Below are 17,730 nucleotides of genomic sequence, written 5' to 3' on the forward strand. Positions count from 1 at the left end.
AATTGTTTTACTTGTTCTGATAGGAATTATTTATTATTTGGTAGAAAAATTAATATTAAATTATTTTACTAAGATTGATTATAAAAAGAAATACGACATTAATAAATTACAAAATATGATTGAGTTACGAGAAGATCGTGAGAGAAACTATATATATTATGGTATAGACTACTGGGTATGGTAAAACAATCACTGATGTTTTGCATTTTTCGAAAATAACTCCTAGAATTTTTGGGAATGGAGATAGAGAAACAATATATCTGAGAGAATTAAGATTTATTCCGACTAATATTTCTCAAAATATCAACTCTTATGGTGACAATATCTACGGTGATAAGATTGGAGGAGATAAATTTGAGAATAATAATGGGGTACAAAATATTAATATCACAAAGTATCAAGTAATCGAACCTCTTGAAAAATTATTGATGAAAAATGAGTTATCAGAAAATGATAAAAATAAAATCAAAGACTTTATCAATAATCTTTCTAAAGATAATTCTTCAGAGAGTGAGAAATCTGGAATAATTGAAACATTAAGTAACTACATAGGAGTAATCGGAGGGATAGCTGGTATAATTGATGTGTTACATAATTTTCAAATACTTTAAATTAGAATATTATATAATTTAGAAAACTATAATTTTGATTTTGAAAATTAGTGAATAATAAATTTCTTTATTTTTTTGATATATAAATTGTTCTATTCTAGAAACCAGCTTACTACACAACAAACCATCTAAGTTCGAACCGACCTGAGAAGTACAACATTGCAGCTTTCTTCTCAGGTGTTGGGAGAATTGAGTTGGGATTTGAACAGACCAACGAGTTCAGAGTGGTGTATGCCAATGACTTCGATAAGTCTGCGCGTCAGACTTACTGGCCCATTTATTCAGATATATCTTGATAATCATATTATTCAGTCACTGAAGAAAAACAATTGAAAGGAACTTTCTATGCAACCAACTTACAACATTGACAACCCAAACTTGTCTTATGAAGCTAAGCGTGACTTATGGCAGATTGGTTTTGGTCTGCAGAAAGTTGACAATCTAGTGCCATCAGCTTATATGGAATCTTTGGCTGAGAAACAGTCTCGGGGAGAACTGACTTATGAGCAGGTTTATGAGGATGCAACGTTTTATCATCATACCATTGATGCAAGTACGGAGGAGGCAGACTTGGTTTCTCTACGTATTGTAGAACTATTGTCTCGAAGAGGCTTTAGCTTCAGTCCTGCGACCTTACTTGCTATTCATAAGGAGTTGTTTCAAGATATATTTGAAACCTCTATTCCGGTGGGGCAATTTCGTCAGACCAATATCACAAAGAATGAACCTGTTTTGAATGGTGAAAGTGTTGTGTACTCTGATTACTCCATGATTCAAATGACATTGGATTATGATTTTAATCAGGAAAAACAAGTTACATATTCGACACTAACCCAGGCGAATATGGTTAAAAAAATCCAGCATTTTATTTCAGGAATCTGGCAGATTCATCCATTTCGCGAAGGAAACACTCGGACGGTAACGGTCTTTTTGATTCAGTATCTTCGTGAGTTTGGTTTTGATATTGATAATACACCATTTCAGCAACATGCCAAGTATTTTCGTGATGCCTTGGTATTAGATAATGCAAAGATTTTACAGCGACGTCCTGAGTTTTTAACAGCTTTTTTTGAAAATCTCTTGCTCGGTGGTCAAAATGATCTGTCATCAGAAAAGATGTATCTAGAACTCGATCTTTAAAAATCCTAATACTGAGTAAACATTGAATTTTAGGAAAAAAATGAAGTAAATATTCCTACAAGAAAACGCATATCATCAAAGATTTAGGTCGCTTGATAATATGTGTTTTTTTTTATTTTATAGATTGCTCGTTTAAACTCTATTTATTTCGTACTTTCAGTGCTATTCGGATTTTATTTTCGTGTACAATTTCAGCTATTCTTGTTATAATCAGCCTATAGGAATCAAGGAGGTGATTGTTATGGCTGTTTTTGTGTCTTTGGATGGAATTGTGGTAGAAGTACTTGATGTCTTTTCTTCTTTTAATGGGGATAGTGAGTTTTTCTTGTGTAAACGTCTAAAAGACAAGAGTCAGTTTGTGATGGAACGCTCTCAGTTCGAGGAGATGTTCCAACTTCAAAGTAGTCACTTGACGACGCAAGAAAAATTACAATTGTTTACCTCTGTGTTTGCTGGCCGTTATGATGTTTATGCTAAGAGTTTTATCAATGATCAAGGGAAAATTCAGTATTTTCCATCCTATGATTATGGTTGGAAGCAGTTGCCGCCTGAAAAACGGAGTTTCCAGACATTAACGGACTCCGTTTTGAAATCTCATTTTCGTGGGGAGACAGCTATCGGTATCTTTCCTATGCACTTAGATGATAGCTGTTATTTTTTGGTACTGGATTTTGATGAAGGAGATTGGAAAGAAGCTGGTTTAACCATTCGAAGAATAGCCAGGGAACGCCAGATGGAAGCCCATTTAGAGATTTCTCGTTCGGGTCACGGACTCCATATTTGGTTCTTCTTTGAGGAAGCGATTCCGAGTCGAGAGGCTCGCTTGTTTGGAAAGAAATTGTTAGAACTGGCTATGCAGGAAAGTATGCAACTGTCCTTTGATTCTTTTGATCGCATGTTTCCAAATCAGGATGTCCTTCCTAAGGGGGGATTTGGAAATTTGATTGCCTTGCCTTTTCAAGGAGAAGCTTACCATCAAGGGAGAACGGTCTTTGTGGATGAACAGTTTCAGCCTTATGAAGACCAATGGAGGTATCTACAAGAGATTCAGAGGGTTTCAACTGCTAAAGTGGCACTGTTAATCCAAGAGGAGTTAGGGAAGCAAGAATTGGATAAGGAGTTGAAGGTCATCTTATCCAATATGATCCAACTTGAAAAATCGTCTGTGACACCCAAGACACTTTTTTTCTTGAAAAATATGGCTTCATTTTCTAATCCCGAATTTTATTTAAAGCAGGCTATGCGACAGCCAACCTATCAAATTCCTGAGCGAATGTATTTATTTGGAGAATCCGATCATTATTTATGGTTGCCGAGAGGTTTGCTATATCCATTGCAAGATAAATTTAAGCAGGTCGTTGTGGAAGATAGGAGAAAGGTACAAAGGTCTATTAGAGTGGAATTTAAGGGAGAACTCACTTTGGAGCAAGAGTTAGCCCTGTCAGATATGATTTCCAAAGAAAATGGTTTACTCCATGCGGAGACTGGTTTTGGGAAGACCGTTTTAGGTGCTGCTCTCATCTCTGAACGTAAGACCAAAACAATTATTCTAGTCCATAATAGGCAACTCTTAGACCAATGGCTGGATCGTTTAAACCATTTTTTGACTTTCGAAGAGGAAGAAGCTACCCGTTATACGGCATCAGGTCGTGAAAGGGTAATAGGCTATGTTGGGCAGTACGGTGGGACTAAGAAATGGCTGAGTGGACTGGTTGATGTCGTTATGATCCAATCTCTATTTAAGTTGGAAAATAGTCAAAGTCTTTTGGATAAGTATGAGATGATGATTGTGGATGAGTGTCATCACGTGTCTGCTTTGATGTTTGAAAAAGTTGTGGCACAGTTTAGAGGGAAGTATCTTTACGGTTTGACGGCTACGCCTGAACGTAAGAATGGTCATGAACCTATTGTTTTTCAGAGAATTGGTGAGATACTCCATACTGCTGATAAGAGGGAAACGGATTTTAAACGGCAATTGCAATTAAGATTCACTTCTTTTGGTCATTTGGAGATTGAAAAGACCAAAGCAAGTAATTTTATACAGCTTAGTGATTGGATTGCGACAGACTCAGTGAGGAATCAGATGATTCTCAAGGATATTCTAGACCAAGTGACAGAAGGGCGGAATATCTTGGTTCTAGTCAATCGAATTCAACAGATAGATGTCTTTGAAAAGTTATTGAAAGAGAAAGAGGTTGATGATTTTTATATTATTAGTGGCAAAACCAAAGTCCGAGAGAGAACAAGTTTACTGGAGACGTTAGAACAGTTAGATAAAGGGTTTGTTTTGTTGTCTACTGGAAAATACATTGGCGAAGGTTTTGACTTGCCTCAGCTAGATACGCTTATCTTGGCAGCGCCCTTTTCTTGGAAAAATAATTTGATTCAGTATGCAGGTCGGATTCATAGAAACTACAAGGATAAGTCTTTGGTACGTATTTTCGATTATGTGGATATTCATGTTCCTTATTTAGAAAAGATGTTTCAGAAACGACAAGTAGCTTATCGAAAGATGGATTATTGTGTCATTGAGGGTGAGGAGAAACAATTCGTTTATGTTGATAGTAGATATGAGAATGTGCTGAGAGAGGACTTGGCAGGGGAAAGACAGGAGTGTCTGCTTATTTTACCTTATGTGCACCAGACAAAACTGATGAAATTTCTAAAAGAATTTAGGATTAGTCAAATTGAGATATGTGTACCAGAGACGGTTGCAAATAAAACATGGCTAGACCAGTTGAAGAGCCAGAAAATTAAAGTATCTTTTACTCAATCAAAAATAGTCACGCCTATTCTTTTGGTAAACAAGACCATTGTTTGGTATGGTGCAATGCCATTATTAGGGAAGGTAGATGAAGTGACCATATTACGTTTGGAATCAGCTAGTATAGTTTCTGAACTAGTGGCAGGTTTACGATAGAGAAAATTTTTAAAAATTTCTATGTATGATTTTCATTTCTTTAGTGAGAGTGATGACATTTTCACATTCGAATCGCAGCTAACAAGCAGAAGTGAGATAGGTCTTGCAAGAATGGTAAAAATCTGATAAACTAAGTAGTAATTGAATAGAAATCCGCAAGACTAGTAACTCAAGGGAAGTATATCAGGGAGGAGAGCCGTGACTGCAAGCTCTCTATATGAAAGCTGGGTGAATTCACTTGCGCATGGATTTAGAAATGAAGGTCTGACTTGTCAGATGAAAACGGATGGTACCGCGTGTCAACGCTCCGAGTGGAGTTTTTGGCATGTGGTTTTCTTTTTATCTACGAGCGACTGATGGAGGAAATATGTCAACTATTGAAGAACAATTAAAAGCGCTTCGTGAAGAAACGCTGGCTAGCTTGAAGCAGATTACTGCTGAAAATGAAAAAGAGATGCAAGATTTGCGTGTCTCAGTCCTTGGTAAAAAGGGTTCGCTTACTGAAATCCTCAAAGGAATGAAAGATGTATCTGCTGAGATGCGTCCAATCATTGGGAAACACGTCAATGAGGCTCGTGATGTCTTGACAGCAGCCTTTGAAGAAACAGCTAAGCTCTTGGAAGAAAAGAAAGTCGCTGCACAGTTAGCTAGCGAGAGTATCGATGTGACGCTTCCAGGTCGTCCAGTTGCTACTGGTCACCGTCATGTTTTGACACAAACTAGTGAAGAAATCGAAGATATTTTCATTGGGATGGGTTACCAAGTCGTGGATGGTTTTGAAGTAGAGCAAGACTACTATAACTTTGAACGTATGAACCTTCCCAAAGACCACCCAGCTCGCGATATGCAGGACACTTTCTATATCACAGAAGAGATCTTACTCCGTACCCATACGTCTCCTGTTCAGGCGCGTGCCATGGATGGCCATGATTTCTCTAAAGGTCCTTTGAAAATGATCTCACCAGGGCGTGTGTTCCGTCGTGATACGGACGATGCGACCCACAGTCACCAATTCCACCAAATTGAAGGCTTGGTTGTTGGGAAGAACATTTCTATGGCAGACCTTCAAGGAACCCTTCAATTGATTGTGCAAAAAATGTTCGGTGAAGAGCGTCAAATTCGTTTGCGTCCATCTTATTTCCCATTCACAGAGCCATCTGTTGAGGTGGATGTTTCTTGCTTCAAGTGTGGTGGAGAAGGCTGTAACGTATGTAAGAAAACTGGTTGGATCGAAATTATGGGAGCTGGTATGGTTCACCCACGTGTCCTTGAAATGAGTGGTATCGATGCGACTGTTTACTCTGGATTTGCCTTTGGTCTTGGTCAAGAACGTGTAGCTATGCTCCGTTACGGAATCAATGATATCCGTGGATTCTACCAAGGAGATGTCCGCTTCTCAGAGCAGTTTAAATAATGATTAGAAAAGTAGAAATGGCAGATGTTGAGGTGTTGGCTAAAATTGCTAAACAAACCTTTCGTGAAACATTTGCTCATGATAATACGGAAGAGCAGTTACAGGAATACTTTGAAGAGGCTTATAGTCTGAGAGTTTTGTCAATTGAGTTGGAAAATCCAGAATCCGAAACCTATTTCATTATGCATGAAGAGGAGATAGCTGGTTTTCTTAAAGTCAACTGGGGAAGTGCTCAAACTGAGAGAGAATTAGAGGACGCTTTTGAAATTCAACGTCTCTATGTGCTACAAAAATTCCAAGGATTTGGATTCGGTAAGCAACTGTTTGAATTCGCTCTGGAACTTGCTACAAAAAATGGTTTTTCCTGGGCTTGGTTAGGTGTTTGGGAGCATAATACAAAAGCTCAAGCCTTTTATAACCGATATGGTTTTGAAAAATTTAGCCAACATCATTTTATGGTTGGTCAAAAAGTAGATACGGATTGGTTACTGAGAAAGAAATTAAGGTAAGAAGATGATTCTTCTATTGAAATGATAGGAAAGGAAAAGAACCAGAGTGGCAACTGTCATTCTGGAGAACTAAATTATGCTTGTATCTTATAAATGGTTAAAAGAATTGGTGGACATTGATGTTCCATCACAAGAGTTGGCTGAAAAAATGTCAACTACAGGGATCGAGGTAGAAGGTGTCGAATCACCTGCTGCTGGTCTCTCAAAAATTGTCGTCGGTGAGGTCTTGTCTTGCGAAGATGTGCCAGAAACTCACCTCCATGTTTGTCAGGTTAACGTTGGCGAAGAAGAAGCCCGTCAAATCGTCTGTGGTGCCCCGAATGTGCGTGCAGGTATCAAGGTTATGGTGGCACTTCCGGGAGCTCGTATCGCTGACAATTACAAAATCAAAAAAGGAAAAATCCGCGGTCTTGAGTCACTTGGGATGATCTGTTCACTTGGTGAATTGGGAATTTCTGACTCAGTTGTACCTAAGGAATTCGCAGATGGCATCCAAATCTTGCCAGAAAATGCCGTTCCAGGTGAGGAAGTCTTCTCATATCTAGACTTGGATGATGAAATCATCGAACTTTCTATCACACCAAACCGTGCAGATGCCCTTTCTATGCGTGGGGTGGCTCACGAAGTGGCAGCCATCTATGACAAGGCAGTCAACTTTAAAGAATTTACTCTTTCAGAAACTGACCAAGCTGCAGCAGATGCTCTTTCTGTGGGCATTGAGACAGACAAGGCGCTTTACTATGCAGCTCGTATCTTGGACAATGTGACTATCGCACCAAGTCCACAATGGTTGCAAAATATCCTCATGAACGAAGGTATCCGTCCCATCAATAACGTAGTGGACGTGACAAACTACATCTTGCTCTACTTTGGTCAACCAATGCACGCCTTTGACTTGGATACCTTTGAAGGAAATGACATCCGTGTGCGTGAAGCGCGTGCTGGTGAAAAATTGGTGACTTTAGATGGTGAAGAACGTGATTTGGACGTGAATGACCTAGTCATCACTGTCGCAGACAAGCCAGTTGCTCTTGCAGGTGTCATGGGTGGTCAAGCAACAGAAATCTCTGAAAAATCTAGTCGTGTTGTCCTTGAAGCTGCAGTCTTCAATGGTAAATCAATTCGTAAGACCAGCGGTCGCCTCAACCTTCGTTCTGAGTCCTCTTCTCGCTTTGAAAAAGGCATCAATGTGGCAACAGTCAATGAAGCCCTTGATGCAGCGGCTAGTATGATTGCAGAACTTGCAGGTGCGACGGTGCGTAAAGGCATCGTTTCAGCAGGTGAACTTGATACCTCTGATGTGGAAGTTTCTTCAACGCTTGCTGATGTTAACCGTGTCCTTGGTACAGAACTTTCTTACGCGGATGTAGAAGATGTCTTCCGTCGTCTTGGATTTGGCCTTTCTGGAAATGCAGATAGCTTTACAGTCAGAGTCCCACGTCGTCGTTGGGATATCACTATCGAGGCAGACCTCTTTGAAGAAATCGCTCGTATCTATGGTTATGACCGCTTGCCAACCAGTCTTCCAAAAGACGATGGGACAGCTGGTGAATTGACAGCGACACAAAAACTTCGACGTCAAGTTCGTACCATTGCTGAAGGGGCAGGTTTGACAGAAATTATCACCTATGCTCTAACAACTCCTGAAAAAGCAGTTGAGTTTACGGCTCAACCAAGTAACCTTACAGAACTTATGTGGCCAATGACAGTGGACCGTTCTGTCCTCCGTCAAAATATGATTTCTGGTATCCTTGATACGGTGGCTTATAACGTAGCTCGTAAGAACAAAAACTTGGCCCTTTACGAGATTGGAAAAGTCTTTGAACAAACAGGTAATCCAAAAGAAGAACTTCCAAATGAAATCAACAGCTTTGCCTTTGCCTTGACAGGCTTGGTTGCTGAAAAAGATTTCCAAACAGCAGCAGTTCCAGTTGATTTCTTCTATGCTAAGGGAATCCTAGAAGCGCTATTTGCTCGTTTGGGACTAGAAGTGACCTATACAGTAACATCTGAAATCGCTAGCCTTCATCCAGGTCGTACAGCAGTCATTTCACTCGGTGACCAAGTTCTTGGTTTCCTTGGCCAAGTGCATCCAGTCACCGCTAAGGCTTACGATATTCCAGAAACGTATGTAGCTGAGCTCAACCTTTCAGCCATCGAAGCTGCCCTTCAACCTGCTGCTCCATTTGTAGAAATCACGAAATTCCCAGCAGTCAGCCGTGACGTTGCCCTTCTCCTCAAGGCAGAAGTGACTCACCAAGAAGTTGTGGATGCAATCCAAGCTGCCGGCGTAAAACGTTTGACAGATATCAAACTCTTTGACGTCTTCTCAGGCGAAAAATTGGGACTTGGTATGAAGTCAATGGCTTATAGCTTGACTTTCCAAAATCCAGAAGATAGCTTAACGGACGAAGAAGTCGCACGCTACATGGAAAAAATCCAAGCGTCTCTCGAAGAAAAAGTCAATGCAGAAGTGCGTTAAACGATAGTAGGATACAAATTCCCCCTCTAGTTCATGAACACTAGAGGGGTGATTTTATATAAAATAATTAAAATGTGATTTCTGTAAAAATACATCTATGATCAGAGTTTTGAAAACTTACAATGTCTAAATTTTTAACATAGTAGTGGTTTTTAGGCAATAAAATATGATCTATTGTTGCATTAAAAAGTTTTGGACTTTGGCTATTCCAAGTTCCTCTTTCAAAAGGTGGAAGTGCATTTAATGCGTCCCTATGAGAGCTTATTTTTGCAAGTGCTCCATGACGCATAGTTGCATTAAAATCACCTGCAATAATAGCCTTTGGATATTTTGAAGCCAATTGATTATGAATGATGTTTAAGTCTTGCTTCCAGATTTCCATTAAACCTGGCAGAGGAGGAGCAGTATGCAAAGCAATGATATCTGGTATATTTTGTTTTCTCGAATGTAATACAATTGTCCCGAACCGTGTTGTATGGAAAGTTTTAGCTTCTGTATAGAAACCATAACTTTTCTTGACAATCACAGTCACAGGAGCTATTCCACTGTCAGTAGGTGGAGAAGTAAAAATATCATAGTTGGCTATAGAAAGTCCAACTTGATGAAACAATAGTTTGATTCTCTGGTTTTCTTGCTCACCTCTGATATTGGTAGCTAGTTCAGGGAATATAGCCATATCAGCATCAAAATGGCTAAAAATTCGCTCAATATGTTGTGCTTCTATTTGATTAGCGACGTTCCAAGTTACTAATTTTAAGGTTTTAGTCTTATTTGATGTGGAAGAAAGGGTTTTATCTGTTCCGAATAATAGTAATATGAGCGATAATAAGAGCAAAATGCCAGAGTAAAACCGTATTTGTTTATTTTTCTTGTAAAAAGATAGGGAAAAAAATACGAAACTTAAAATAGAAGCCATAGTTGCAGTAGCTAAGGGGAAGGCATAAATCTGTGCCAAGATAGGTCTGGTAGATAGCCAAATATTAAGATTAGAAGATGGGAAAAAAGAATAAGCTATGATAGGGATAGCGAAGAGAATGACAGAAAGGGCAGAAAGAAATGTTTTAATCATTGTATGAGTACCTCAATTTGCAATGGTTGCTCGGAGCTAATGTGATTTTGTGACTTTACTTGATTGATATTCTTTTTCTTGTCTTCCTCATAGATTAAGTACAACCCAAGTAAAAAAAGTCCAATTTAAGATTGAAATGATTAAAAGGCACAGAAATGCAAGACAATTATACTACAAAAGGCAAACATTTGACAATCGATAGTCGTTGCTTAATCGAACGATGGAAAAAAGAAGGAAAATCAAATAGAGAAATTGCCTCTCTATTTGGAAAAGCTCCTCAAACATCCATACTGAAATCAAGCGTGGGACAGTCCGAAAATGTCTTGGGAAAGGGGGGTAAAGAGCTTTACTCTGCCGACTACGCTCAACAATTTTATGAAAATAATCGCAAGCGCTCGGTCAAGAAATCAAGCTTGACCAAGGAACTAAAGGAAAAGATTCTCCACTATCATAACCAAAAATTTTCGCCTGAAATGATGGTGATGGCTAAGGGCGTTAACGTGGGAATTTCAACCATTTACTATTGGATTCATCATGGAAAATTAGGATTATCAAAACAGGATCTGCTCTATCCTAGAAAAGGAAAAGCGCTTAAGAAACAAGCTAGTTCCAACTTTAAACCCGCTGGTCAATCTATCGAATCATAATTCGCTCATTATACATAGACGTAAAAGAAAGAGGGCTAAGTGATGGAGAATAGTGCTATTGGGAGTAACTGGAAGGATGTCCGATCTCAACTCTTTACAAAGGAGGAAATTCTTGAAAGTGATATGCGAGTGGCTATCATGAGTGAGCTGATTGAGGCTAGGCATGACCAAGGAATCAGCCAGAAAAAGCTGGAAGAATTCAGTGGAGTAAGCCAGCCTGTCATAGCTAGGATGGAAACAGGCAAGACAAGTCCTCAGTTGGATACAGTCTTGAAAGTTTTAGCCAGTTTAGGAAAGACACTAGCAGTCGTCCCCCTCGAACAGGAAAAGAGTTGATTAGAGTAGACTCATACTCAATGAAAATCAAAGAGCAAACTAGGAAACTAGCCGCAGGCTGTACTTGAGTACGGCAAGGCGACGTTGACGCGGTTTGAATTTGATTTTCGAAGAGTATTATAGTCTTTTCTAATAACAAGTCATAGTCACTTATAAGAATTACTAATAACGCGTTTGGCCAGTCTAACGGAAATATAGTTAAAAAACAAGCTACACAAAGGATTTGAGGCATTTGTTTCAAGTCTTTTTCTTTTGTCTAAAACGAAGATATAGTTTCAAACTATATCAAAGCCTAATTTTTTACAATTATACAGATGATTTCTTTTCTGTTAAGATAGTTTCAACAACAAATTTTGGAGGACACATCATGTCAACTACAATCATCGGTTTCCCTCGTTTGGGAGAATTCCGCGAATTAAAATTTACAACTGAAAAATACTTTAGAAAAGAAATCTCAGAAGAAGAACTCTTGGCAGCCGCAAAAGACTTGCGTGCTAAACACTGGAACATTGTCAAAGAAAAAGGCATCACTGAAATTCCATCAAATGACTTTTCTCACTATGACAACTTCCTAGATGCAGCTTTCCTTTTCAACGTGGTACCTGCTTCAGTTCAAAACTTGGACTTGTCTGACCTTGAGCGCTACTTCGCTTTGGGTCGTGGTTACCAAGGAGAAAAAGGGGACGTTCGCGCCCTTCCAATGAAGAAATGGTTCAACACCAACTACCACTACATCGTTCCTAAATTTGAAAAAGACACTCAAGTCAAACTTGCAGGTCACAAAATCTTTGATGAGTTCCAAGAAGCAAAAGAACTCGGATTGAACACTCGCCCAGTTCTTGTAGGTCCATTCACTTTCCTTCAATTGTCAGACTTTGAAGAAGGCGTGAAAGCAGAAGACTTCGTAGACAGCTTAGTGGCTGCTTATCAAGAAGTTTTTGCAAAATTGGCTGAACTTGGTGCAACTCGCATCCAATTGGATGAAGCTGCTCTTGTCAAAGACTTGACAGCCGAAGAAAAAACTCTCTTCTTGAACCTCTACAACAAACTCTTGGCTGACAAAAAAGGTCTTGAAGTCTTGCTTCAAACTTACTTCGGTGATGTTCGTGACGTTTACGCTGACCTTGTAAATTTGCCAGTAGATGCTATCGGTCTCGATTTCGTTGAAGGTAAGAAAACTCTTGAATTGGTCAAAGGTGGTTTCCCAGCTGACAAGACTCTCTACGCAGGTATTGTCAATGGTAAAAACATCTGGCGTAACAACTACGAAAAGAGCTTGGCTATTCTTGAGCAAATCCCAGCTGAAAATATTGTCTTGACAAGCTCATGCTCACTTCTTCATGTGCCATTTACAACAGCTAATGAAGAATTTGAACCAGCAATCTTGAACCACTTTGCCTTTGCGGTTGAAAAATTGGATGAGATCCGTGATTTGGATGCTATCCGCAATGGTCAAGGTGAAGAAGCACTTGCAGCTAACAAAGAACTCTTTGCGACTGAGCGTGTGGGTGAAAATGCGGAACTTCGTGCGCGTATCGCTGGCTTGACAGACGCAGACTACACTCGTTTGCCAGCCTTTGCAGAACGTGAAGCCATCCAAGAAGAAACTCTAAAGCTTCCAGCTCTTCCAACAACAACGATCGGTTCATTCCCTCAAACTAAGGAAGTTCGTGCCAAACGTTTGGCTTACCGTAAAGGTGAATTGTCTCAAGAAGAGTACGATGCTTTCCTTGCTGAAACAATTGACGAATGGATCAAATGGCAAGAAGATATCGACTTTGATGTCCTTGTTCACGGTGAATTTGAGCGTAATGACATGGTTGAGTACTTCGGCCAAAACTTGTCAGGTTACCTCTTCTCTAAAAATGGTTGGGTACAATCATACGGTATGCGTGGGGTGAAACCACCAATCATCTGGGGTGATGTCACTCGTCTTAACCCTATCACTGTTAAATGGTCTAGCTATGCACAAAGCCGTACAAACAAACCTGTTAAAGGTATGTTGACTGGACCTGTTACCATCCTCAACTGGTCATTCCCACGTGAAGACATCTCTATCAAGGATTCTACTCTTCAAATCGCCCTTGCTATCAAGGATGAAGTGCTTGACCTTGAAGCTGCTGGTGTGAAAATCATCCAAATCGATGAGGCTGCTCTTCGTGAAAAATTGCCACTCCGTCGTAGCGACTGGTATGAAGACTACCTTGACTGGGCAATTCCTGCCTTCCGCTTGGTACACTCAACAGTAGCGCCAGATACACAAATTCACACTCACATGTGTTACTCAGAATTTACAGATATCATCCCAGCTATCGATAACATGGATGCAGACGTTATTTCCTTTGAAGCTAGCCGTTCAAACCTTGAAATCTTGGACGAACTCAAAGCGAAAAACTTCCAAACAGAAGTAGGACCTGGGGTTTACGATATCCACTCACCTCGTGTGCCAAATGAAGGCGAAATCGACCACACAATCGAAGCCATCCTTGCTAAAGTGCCAAGCAAGAAAGTTTGGATCAACCCTGACTGTGGTTTGAAAACACGCGGTATTCCAGAAACAAAAGAAAGCTTGATCCGCCTTGTTGAAGCAGCTAAAGCTGCGCGTGAGAAATTGTAAGATTAGATTTCTCTCCATACAATGGTTGTTCAAAAAGAAATCAACTAGAAAAGGTTATTACATATGTCACGCCAAACACCGTCACTCTCATTTGAAGTGTTCCCTCCAAACCCAGCTGTGGGTAATGATAACATTATTTCTGCTCTTCAAGATATGCAGGAGTTGGCTCCCCACTTTATCAGTGTGACTGCCAGCAATAATAAATTTAATATCAAGGAAACGACGGTTCGTTTGGCTGACTTTATCCAAAATGACTTGGCGATTCCGACTATTGCTCACTTGCCAGCTATCTATTTGACTAAGGACAAGGTTGCTGAAACCATTGCCGACTTGGACAAGGTTGGGGTACAGAAAATATTGGCTCTTCGTGGGGATATTATCCCTGATGTAGAGCCGCAAAAGGATTTTCGCTACGCAACTGACTTAATTGAGTTCATCAAGGAACAAGCCCCTCACTTTGATATTGTCGGAGCTTGCTATCCAGAAGGGCATCCAGATTCGCCAAATCAGATTTCAGATATTCAAAATCTTAAGAAGAAAGTGGATGCAGGCTGTTCGAGCCTCGTAACTCAGCTTTTCTTTGATAATGAGCGCTTCTATGATTTCCAAGACAAGTGCATCTTGGCTGGGATTGATGTTCCCATTCATGCAGGGATTATGCCAATTTTGAATCGAAATCAGGCTCTCCGTCTCTTGAAGACTTGTGAGAATATCCATCTTCCACGCAAATTTAAAGCTATCTTAGACAAGTATGAGCATGACCCTGAGTCGCTCAGAGCAGCAGGACTTGCCTATGCAGTGGACCAAATCGTGGACTTGGTAACTCAGGATGTTGCAGGTGTGCATCTCTACACAATGAACAATGCGGATACAGCAAAATACATTCATCAAGCAACCCATGCCTTGTTTAATCACCAGTCTCTAGGATAATAAAAAGTAAACCATTCTTCTCAGGTGAGGGGAATGGTTCCTTTTTAATGGTAAAGACCGCACTTTTTAAGAAAAATATGATAAAATAGACTCTGTACGTACTTGATACAAAGATGAGGGTATTTAGGTTGTAGAAGTTTGTTTAAAGTTGATTATTTTTTAAACAAAATCTAATAATGTGTGTCTCAAAAAACACGAACAGAGTGAGTATTTAAAAGATATTTCACGCTATCGTGGTATCTTAGATGATAACAATATTATTATCTAAGACGGGATTTTTGAGAGTAAAATAGTTCGGGAAACTATTTTAGCCTGAGCATAGAAATGAGAAGGCGAAGTAATTAAAAATTACCATTGAAATTCCATTGGATTTCTAAAATCATCCACTGGATAATTTTACCTCCCGTCCGCACTATTTCAGGGAAATATCAAAAAGATACTTAATTGAATTTTGGCCTCATTTCTTAGGAAAAAAGATAAGCTTACTAGCACTCATCGAGTGCGGCGTCACCTTCCTATTTTTCTACAGAAATATTCGGCAAGCCGAACCGTCCAAAATATATTGAGTAACTGAACACGCCTACAACTCTGTGGAAAAAGATAAATCTACCTAGGAGCATTCGCTCCGTCGTTCGATTTCCTATTTTCCTTTGAGTTGCTTAACGGCTTAGTATCTTGAGTAATTGAACACGGGCTAAATCCCTAGTGAAAAAGATAGATTTCTTGGTGCGCATCGCACACTGCGTCAATCTCCTATTTTCATACGGGATTCTTCACGCCCTTAGTATCTTGATCTTTGTAGGCAAGGCGTATAATTTCATCAATCCAAAGGGGATTAAAATGACAAAACAAGTGTTTCAAACGACTTTTGCGGGTCGTGAGTTAATTGTAGAGACTGGTCAGGTTGCTAAGCAAGCAAATGGCGCAGTTGTTGTGCGTTACGGTGAGTCAACTGTCTTGACTGCTGCCGTTATGTCTAAGAAAATGGCAACTGGGGATTTCTTCCCTCTTCAAGTCAACTACGAAGAAAAAATGTATGCGGCTGGGAAGTTTCCTGGTGGCTTTATGAAACGTGAGGGACGTCCTTCAACAGATGCGACTTTGACAGCGCGTTTGATTGACCGTCCAATCCGTCCAATGTTTGCGGAAGGTTTCCGTAATGAAGTACAGGTCATCAACACCGTGCTTTCTTATGATGAAAATGCTTCTGCACCTATGGCAGCTATGTTTGGTTCATCCTTGGCACTTTCCATTTCAGATATTCCATTTGACGGCCCAATCGCTGGGGTACAAGTAGGATATGTAGATGGCCAAATCATTATCAACCCAAGTCAAGAACAAGCAGAGCAATCGCTTCTTGAATTGACAGTAGCTGGTACCAAACACGCCATCAACATGGTAGAGTCTGGTGCTAAAGAATTGTCAGAAGAAATCATGTTGGAAGCTCTCCTTAAAGGGCACGAAGCAGTCAAAGAATTGATTGCCTTCCAAGAAGAAATCGTTGCAGCTGTCGGTAAGGAAAAAGCAGAAGTAGAATTGCTTCATGTGGACGCTGACTTGCAAGCTGAAATTATCGCAGCCTACAACAGCGACCTCCAAAAAGCTGTCCAAGTAGAAGAAAAATTGGCTCGTGAAGCTGCAACTCAAGCAGTCAAAGACCAAGTAACTGCTGTTTACGAAGAAAAATATGCGGACCATGAAGAATTTGACCGTATCATGCGTGATGTGGCTGAAATCTTGGAACAAATGGAACACGCTGAAGTGCGCCGTTTGATCACAGAAGACAAGGTTCGTCCTGACGGTCGTAAGGTCGATGAAATCCGTCCTTTGGATGCGGTTGTTGACTTCCTTCCTCGTGTACACGGTTCTGGTCTCTTCACTCGTGGACAAACTCAGGCTCTTTCAGTCTTGACCTTGGCCCCAATGGGTGAAACTCAAATCATTGATGGTTTGGACCCTGAGTACAAGAAACGCTTTATGCACCACTATAACTTCCCTCAATACTCTGTAGGGGAAACTGGACGCTACGGTGCACCTGGTCGTCGTGAAATCGGTCACGGTGCTCTTGGTGAGCGTGCCCTTGCTCAAGTCTTGCCAAGCTTGGAAGAATTCCCATACGCTATCCGTCTAGTAGCAGAAGTTTTGGAATCAAATGGTTCTTCATCTCAAGCTTCTATCTGTGCGGGAACTCTTGCCCTTATGGCTGGTGGTGTGCCAATCAAGGCACCAGTAGCAGGGATTGCCATGGGACTTATCTCAGATGGAAATAACTACACAGTATTGACAGATATCCAAGGTTTGGAAGATCACTTTGGAGACATGGACTTTAAGGTTGCTGGTACTCGTGATGGGATTACAGCCCTTCAAATGGACATCAAGATCCAAGGGATCACTGCAGAAATTTTGACGGAAGCTCTTGCCCAAGCCAAGAAAGCGCGTTTTGAAATCCTTGATGTGATTGAAGCAACCATTCCAGAAGTTCGTCCAGAATTGGCTCCAACTGCTCCGAAAATTGATACCATCAAGATTGATGTGGACAAGATCAAGATTGTCATCGGTAAGGGTGGAGAAACCATCGACAAGATTATCGCTGAAACAGGCGTTAAGATTGATATCGACGAAGAAGGAAATGTGTCTATCTACTCTAGCGACCAAGATGCTATTAACCGTGCTAAAGAAATTATTGCTGGTTTGGTCCGTGAAGCCAAAGTAGATGAAGTTTACCGTGCTAAAGTCGTTCGTATCGAGAAATTTGGTGCCTTTGTTAACCTCTTTGATAAGACAGATGCCCTTGTTCATATCTCTGAGATGGCTTGGACGCGTACCAATAATGTCGAAGACTTGGTAGCAATCGGGGATGAAGTTGATGTTAAGGTTATCAAGATTGATGAAAAAGGACGTGTGGATGCTTCTATGAAAGCCCTTCTTCCTCGTCCTCCAAAACCTGAACGTGATGAAAAAGGTGAAAAATCAGAGCGTCCTCACCGCCCACGTCATCACAAGGATCACAAACCTAAGAAAGAATTTACAGAAACACCAAAAGATTCAGAATAAG

General features: G+C 40.3%; 11 protein-coding genes and 2 pseudogenes. 12 read left to right on the forward strand and 1 reads right to left on the reverse strand.

Annotation, left to right across the window (positions count from 1 at the left end; all coding sequences use genetic code 11):
- Positions 1-200 precede the first annotated feature (200 nt).
- The 7 genes and pseudogenes from HT728_RS06775 (at position 201) to pheT (ending at position 9,076) form a co-directional block, all read left to right on the forward strand.
- Positions 201-611, forward strand: coding sequence for a hypothetical protein (locus HT728_RS06775; protein WP_050265970.1), 411 nt, complete (start codon positions 201-203; stop codon positions 609-611).
- A 158-nt stretch (positions 612-769) separates the two neighbouring features.
- Positions 770-880, forward strand: a pseudogene (locus HT728_RS06780) (DNA cytosine methyltransferase); the annotation flags it as partial.
- Between the two features lie 76 nt (positions 881-956).
- Complete coding sequence (locus tag HT728_RS06785) at positions 957-1,751, forward strand: Fic/DOC family protein (protein ID WP_050265972.1); 795 nt, start codon at positions 957-959, stop codon at positions 1,749-1,751.
- A gap of 241 nt (positions 1,752-1,992) precedes the next feature.
- The gene (locus HT728_RS06790) at positions 1,993-4,671 is read left to right on the forward strand and encodes a DEAD/DEAH box helicase family protein (protein WP_173234466.1); all 2,679 of its coding nucleotides are present in this window, start codon (positions 1,993-1,995) and stop codon (positions 4,669-4,671) included.
- 367 nt (positions 4,672-5,038) lie between these two features.
- Entirely contained in the window at positions 5,039-6,085 is a 1,047-nt protein-coding gene (gene pheS, locus HT728_RS06795) for a phenylalanine--tRNA ligase subunit alpha (RefSeq protein WP_112445101.1), read from the forward strand.
- On the forward strand, positions 6,085-6,594 hold the full coding sequence (locus HT728_RS06800; protein ID WP_112445029.1) for an N-acetyltransferase: 510 nt from the start codon (positions 6,085-6,087) through the stop codon (positions 6,592-6,594). The genes pheS and HT728_RS06800 overlap by 1 nt, the downstream gene beginning before the upstream one ends.
- A 76-nt stretch (positions 6,595-6,670) precedes the next feature.
- Positions 6,671-9,076: a phenylalanine--tRNA ligase subunit beta gene (gene pheT / locus HT728_RS06805; protein WP_173234467.1), complete on the forward strand. Its 2,406-nt coding sequence runs from the start codon at positions 6,671-6,673 to the stop codon at positions 9,074-9,076.
- A 67-nt stretch (positions 9,077-9,143) separates the two neighbouring features.
- Here pheT and HT728_RS06810 read toward each other — a convergent pair whose 3' ends face one another.
- Positions 9,144-10,145 (reverse strand): endonuclease/exonuclease/phosphatase family protein, encoded by a 1,002-nt coding sequence (locus tag HT728_RS06810; protein ID WP_164226401.1) that lies wholly within the window; start codon positions 10,143-10,145, stop codon positions 9,144-9,146.
- A 155-nt stretch (positions 10,146-10,300) separates the two neighbouring features.
- On the opposite strand from HT728_RS06810, the pseudogene HT728_RS06815 reads away from it, so the two are divergent.
- From HT728_RS06815 to pnp, 5 genes and pseudogenes are all read left to right on the forward strand, one after another.
- Positions 10,301-10,786 (forward strand): annotated as a pseudogene (locus tag HT728_RS06815) (helix-turn-helix domain-containing protein); the annotation flags it as partial.
- Between the two features lie 48 nt (positions 10,787-10,834).
- On the forward strand, positions 10,835-11,128 hold the full coding sequence (locus HT728_RS06820) for a helix-turn-helix transcriptional regulator (RefSeq protein ID WP_112445038.1): 294 nt from the start codon (positions 10,835-10,837) through the stop codon (positions 11,126-11,128).
- 367 nt (positions 11,129-11,495) lie between these two features.
- Positions 11,496-13,745, forward strand: coding sequence for a 5-methyltetrahydropteroyltriglutamate--homocysteine S-methyltransferase (metE, locus tag HT728_RS06825; protein ID WP_164226400.1), 2,250 nt, complete (start codon positions 11,496-11,498; stop codon positions 13,743-13,745).
- A 63-nt stretch (positions 13,746-13,808) separates the two neighbouring features.
- Complete coding sequence (metF, locus tag HT728_RS06830; protein ID WP_000089966.1) at positions 13,809-14,675, forward strand: methylenetetrahydrofolate reductase [NAD(P)H]; 867 nt, start codon at positions 13,809-13,811, stop codon at positions 14,673-14,675.
- An 840-nt stretch (positions 14,676-15,515) separates the two neighbouring features.
- The gene (pnp, locus tag HT728_RS06835) at positions 15,516-17,729 is read left to right on the forward strand and encodes a polyribonucleotide nucleotidyltransferase (protein WP_120769868.1); all 2,214 of its coding nucleotides are present in this window, start codon (positions 15,516-15,518) and stop codon (positions 17,727-17,729) included.
- The last annotated feature ends 1 nt before the right edge of the window (position 17,730 follow it).

The sequence above is a fragment of the Streptococcus sp. 544 genome, from assembly GCF_013277385.1.
Lineage (GTDB): Bacteria > Bacillota > Bacilli > Lactobacillales > Streptococcaceae > Streptococcus > Streptococcus mitis_BA.

Excerpts from the sequence above, each read along its gene's own strand:
- HT728_RS06785 (WP_050265972.1), top strand. The coding sequence starts at position 957 with ATGCAACCAACTTACAACATTGACAACCCAAACTTGTCTTATGAAGCT.
- HT728_RS06790 (WP_173234466.1), top strand. The coding sequence starts at position 1,993 with ATGGCTGTTTTTGTGTCTTTGGATGGAATTGTGGTAGAAGTACTTGAT.
- pheS (WP_112445101.1), top strand. The coding sequence starts at position 5,039 with ATGTCAACTATTGAAGAACAATTAAAAGCGCTTCGTGAAGAAACGCTG.
- HT728_RS06800 (WP_112445029.1), top strand. The coding sequence starts at position 6,085 with ATGATTAGAAAAGTAGAAATGGCAGATGTTGAGGTGTTGGCTAAAATT.
- pheT (WP_173234467.1), top strand. The coding sequence starts at position 6,671 with ATGCTTGTATCTTATAAATGGTTAAAAGAATTGGTGGACATTGATGTT.
- HT728_RS06810 (WP_164226401.1), bottom strand. The coding sequence starts at position 10,145 with ATGATTAAAACATTTCTTTCTGCCCTTTCTGTCATTCTCTTCGCTATC.
- HT728_RS06820 (WP_112445038.1), top strand. The coding sequence starts at position 10,835 with ATGGAGAATAGTGCTATTGGGAGTAACTGGAAGGATGTCCGATCTCAA.
- metE (WP_164226400.1), top strand. The coding sequence starts at position 11,496 with ATGTCAACTACAATCATCGGTTTCCCTCGTTTGGGAGAATTCCGCGAA.
- metF (WP_000089966.1), top strand. The coding sequence starts at position 13,809 with ATGTCACGCCAAACACCGTCACTCTCATTTGAAGTGTTCCCTCCAAAC.
- pnp (WP_120769868.1), top strand. The coding sequence starts at position 15,516 with ATGACAAAACAAGTGTTTCAAACGACTTTTGCGGGTCGTGAGTTAATT.